A 4237-nucleotide genomic window follows, 5' to 3' on the forward strand; every position below is an offset into this window, starting at 1 on the left:
AATTCATACACAATTTTACACAATTTTGCCAAGCTGTTGTTTACTCTGCTGAAGCAGACGTACGTTTTTTTCCATTTCATCCGGGTGCACCTGAATCCGTGTCATGCCATCTCACCGCCAACCTGATCATAGTCGTTATCCCTAAATTTTAACAAACCCAAAACAACATTGGAATTGAACAGAAGAAGCATTTTTCGCTTCATCTATTCGTTATTTAGGTAACTACTTCAGGCAGCGAAGTTTACATATTTGCGCACATTATAACTGATTCTTTCAGAATAAATTCATCATCAAAAAGTAAAGCCTTACTATCGTTATCCCATTAAATATTCACACGAAGCACTCAATGGTAGAACAACCTTTCAATTGCAAGTTGAATTAGTACAGTATAAAAAAACGGCTCCTATCAAAGATAGAAGCCGCATAACGCTTTGTTAAATCACTTCAAGCAATCCTTATGACACTACAAATTGTACGACAATTGGAGTGCCATCATTCAATACATCTCCACCGGGGATTGTGAGTGTAGTGGTGGTAACCGAGGATGTGTCTGCTGTTTGCATAAGGCCATTAATGTAGAGATTGTAGTAATTGAATGAGCCTGGAAAAGCTGTTGCGGCTGTACCTGCATCGTCCGTAAAAGCTGTCGCAGCAATTGCAAACGTTGCTCCGGTTCCTGTGCCATCCCCTATAGTCGCAGCGAATCTTAAACTGTTCTGAAATGGTGTAACAAGTGGCATGTTTCTCACCTCCTACCTGACATAGTATATGTAGTAGATTTGAGAGTAGTGAAGGCAGAGGGATGAGATGATATAACCATTTTCAATGGTTTAGGATTACCGCTGTTAATTGAACGATCTCGATAATGACTGGTGTTTCAGCAAATAAGACACCGCTTTGCGATGGAATAAATAAATCATCTGCAGTTAACACATACGAATTGCCCGGTTGTACGATCCCATTAATATAAAGATTGTAGTAACTCGTCAGGCCGATCCCTACAAATTGAGATATACTTCCCCCCTCATCATTAACAAATTCACCAGCAGAAACCGTAACCGAGTTCGACAAATCCAAATCAGTGTCAGGGAAATAGAAGTAGCGGTCTGATGTAGGAATGATCTGAATTCCGGGGATACTGCCCGGCGGTCCTTGCTCACCTTGGGGCCCCGTTGGTCCCTGCACTCCGGAAGGCCCCTGCTCACCAGCCACACCCTGAGGACCAAGCGGACCTTGGGCTCCTGGACTTCCCGGTTCGCCTTGTTCGCCGCGAGGACCAGCAAGTCCCTGCACTCCAGGGGGGCCCTGCTCACCTGCTACACCTTGAGGGCCAACCGGACCTTGAGCTCCCGGACTTCCCGGTTCGCCGCGTTCACCACGAGGACCAGCAGGTCCCTGCACTCCGGGAGGCCCCTGCTCACCAGCCACACCTTGAGGGCCAACCGGACCTTGGGCTCCTGGACTTCCCGGTTCGCCACGTTCACCGCGAAGACCGGCGACACCTTGTACTCCTGAATTGCCTGCTTCACCCTGCTCACCCCGCGGGCCTGCCAAGCCTTGGGAACCTTGTTGTGCGATCAGTCCCTGCATTTCGGGAAGACTGACTGTTTTTATTTCCTCCATTTTAGCGGGGGTAGAATTCATAGTGGGCTCAGGACAGGCAAGAGGAACATTTCCTCTTCCAGAGAATGTACTATTTCTGTATCTGCGGGATATTTTCTTTTGTCTCACGCGTTGCTTGCAAGCACATCTTTTTCTTCCCACAGCTTTACGTATGGCATACCGTTTCTTACGTTTTCTCGGATTATCGTTACAGCGTTTCGTTGAAGAGTGTCTCTTTCTTAATGAGTGAAGATTCGTTTTCACTTTGTTCGTATGCTTCAAAGTCGCCACACTCCTTAGGCCAGTAAACACAGTATATATGCCCTATACTATGTCTTCAGCACATGCGGAGAGTGTGCGAATAACTATGACCACAGCCCAATAAAAAAAACTACAGCTCCTTCTGTAGTCCTCCCTCTTAACTGCTTTACTTCAACAGTTACCGATTTCCCCTGCATATCTCCCATCAACACTCTCGTTCCGTTTCACATCCATATCCTGATTTTCTTTAATTGTACCTGGGATTCAACGCACCTCTCCAAACGTCATCCTCTATAAAATCAACTTTTTTCTCCTTAAAATAAGCTCGTGTCTCTTGCTCCAGATCATATAGGATTTGAGGCCACTCCTTTTCTTCGATCACTGTCGTTTCAAAGTCCCCGACAATATTCAACCACCGCTGATTTAACTCTTGGTATTCCTGTATTCTGGCTTTTAGTTCAGCGGATACAGGATAATTGCTAATATCGAGCCTTTCGAATGTCATCTGCATCCGGCGAAGCGCCTGCGGCCATATGTCTCCTACTTCAATATGATTGATAAATAACGGCGCAGGTTTAGCCAGCCAGTTCGCTTCCTGACTTAAAGTGAGATTCATGAAGTTATATTTATTGATGATCTGCATCATATCTATTAGACCGTAATAGACTTGCCTTGCCTGCTCTCCGTTCTCAACCATCTCGTTTATGATTTTGCCATCCTCCAATATACGATTGAAAATACGATCATTCGTGATAATCGTACTTTTCATCTCAACTATATCTTGACGGATATTCGTGGTCAGGTAGTGTTCATACATCTTTTTCTCTTTGTAGAAACTGTAAGTCAGAACAAGCAACATTACAACTGCAAAGCAGCAGCCGATCAAAACAAGTAGCTTTTTTAAGATCAAGGCAAGATGTTCCCCTTTCTTTTATAATAAGAGACACCTCTACGTCTGTGTGGTAGAAGTGCCTTAAGTCATTCATAGTTTTAATTGTAGGATGTTATCTAGATCGTTCTGGGATCAGTGTAACACCAACTACTATTGTCTGAATCTTTTATCCTTTTAAGATCATCCAAAGTGTAGAACCAATCTTCCTAAATCCATACTTTCGCATAAGAGTACTCATTTAGGAAAGAAAATAGAAATTGAAATAACAGGTCAAGAAAGATGTATCTCACCATAATCGACCTGTTTTTGTATCGGAATAATATAATTTAATTTTCCACCGAAAAGAAGATAAACATTCAATTACTTTCTAAAATTGGTTTAATACTAAAATTCAGAGTCATCGGTTACAACGGGTATTAATGGAGACAAAAATGGGTCATGTTTTTCTTCAACATTACCTCTCTTAAGAACATATACATTAAACTCATTAAAATGTTTTGGGTGTTCATCATTGTACACATAGAGCATGCCATATGATCCAGGAGCTTGAATTCCTATATTTTTCATTATTTCCACTGGATGAAATTTGGAAGAAGGTTCATGATTCCATAGTCCGCTCATCCAAAGATGGTATTGTCCATTCATCACCTTTATATCTAAAACATCTACATTCGGCTGTAAATCCTTAATATACTTTTCAACTCTTTCAAAAATAACTTCTTCTTCATAACACGTCTCATCACCAGTGCTTACTAAAACAACTGCCCAACCATGATATTGATACATACTTTCACCTCTTTAATTCTTAATTGAATGGTGAGATATCAATTATAATCTCAACGTTGTATCTCTTCTCATATTCTCTTAATTGTCTAATAACTTTATCAACTGGGGCTGTCTCGAAATGGAAGTATGCCTTTCTACCAGTTTCCACAGCAGCCTCGATAGTAGCCTTTGCCTGTTCCCTAAATTGAGAGCTTAGACTATTCATTGAAGTTTTAGTCTGACCGATGTATTGGTCAGAAACCGTATCAAATTCTCGATTTTTGGGGTCGTTATTAAATATCATACGCGACTTTCCACCAAGTTTTTCTGCAAGCAAATCGGCCCCAGCATCTTCTTTAGACGCCTGTTTTAGTCCACCTGAATACTGCGTATAGACACCTGCGCCCGTAACTAATCTTGAAGCAGCGTCACCCGTCCCCTCTTTCACATTCCCCTGCTCAGTCTCCTTCTTCCCTCCTCCACCTCCACCCGATCCATGATGATCCTTCGAATGCAAAGCCTTGCCAAAGATAAAATAAGAAAGTGCTTGGCCTATCACCGCTCCTTTATAGTAGCCCGACTCGTCCTCACTAAGCTGTTTTTTCTGCTCGTTCACAAACTGCTCGATGTCGGACCTTGCTGTTCCTGTGCCCCATGCGGTATCCCAGGCAAATCCTACTCCGCGTCCAACGTCCACGATTTTACCAACCGTCAGAT

5 protein-coding genes are annotated in these 4237 nt (G+C 42.7%); all 5 read right to left on the reverse strand.

The genetic code is table 11. The features are described from left to right. Positions 1-455: 455 nt before the first annotated feature. On the reverse strand, positions 456-740 hold the full coding sequence (locus AB4Z30_RS29770; RefSeq protein ID WP_441931212.1) for a DUF4183 domain-containing protein: 285 nt from the start codon (positions 738-740) through the stop codon (positions 456-458). Positions 741-822: 82 nt separating this feature from the next. Then, entirely contained in the window at positions 823-1644 is an 822-nt protein-coding gene (locus tag AB4Z30_RS29775) for a DUF4183 domain-containing protein (protein WP_441931213.1), read from the reverse strand. A 466-nt stretch (positions 1645-2110) separates the two neighbouring features. Beyond that, positions 2111-2773: a hypothetical protein gene (locus AB4Z30_RS29780; RefSeq protein ID WP_441931214.1), complete on the reverse strand. Its 663-nt coding sequence runs from the start codon at positions 2771-2773 to the stop codon at positions 2111-2113. Between the two features lie 366 nt (positions 2774-3139). Next, complete coding sequence (locus AB4Z30_RS29785; RefSeq protein ID WP_441931215.1) at positions 3140-3541, reverse strand: Imm7 family immunity protein; 402 nt, start codon at positions 3539-3541, stop codon at positions 3140-3142. A gap of 19 nt (positions 3542-3560) precedes the next feature. Beyond that, positions 3561-4237 (reverse strand): restriction endonuclease fold toxin (locus AB4Z30_RS29790; RefSeq protein ID WP_441931216.1); only part of this gene is annotated, 677 nt, incomplete at its 5' end.

The organism is Paenibacillus sp. 2TAF8 (genome assembly GCF_052114825.1).
In the GTDB taxonomy this organism is placed as follows: domain Bacteria; phylum Bacillota; class Bacilli; order Paenibacillales; family Paenibacillaceae; genus Paenibacillus.

Excerpts from the sequence above, each read along its gene's own strand:
- AB4Z30_RS29770 (WP_441931212.1), bottom strand. The coding sequence starts at position 740 with ATGCCACTTGTTACACCATTTCAGAACAGTTTAAGATTCGCTGCGACT.
- AB4Z30_RS29785 (WP_441931215.1), bottom strand. The coding sequence starts at position 3,541 with ATGTATCAATATCATGGTTGGGCAGTTGTTTTAGTAAGCACTGGTGAT.
- AB4Z30_RS29775 (WP_441931213.1), bottom strand. The coding sequence starts at position 1,644 with ATGAATTCTACCCCCGCTAAAATGGAGGAAATAAAAACAGTCAGTCTT.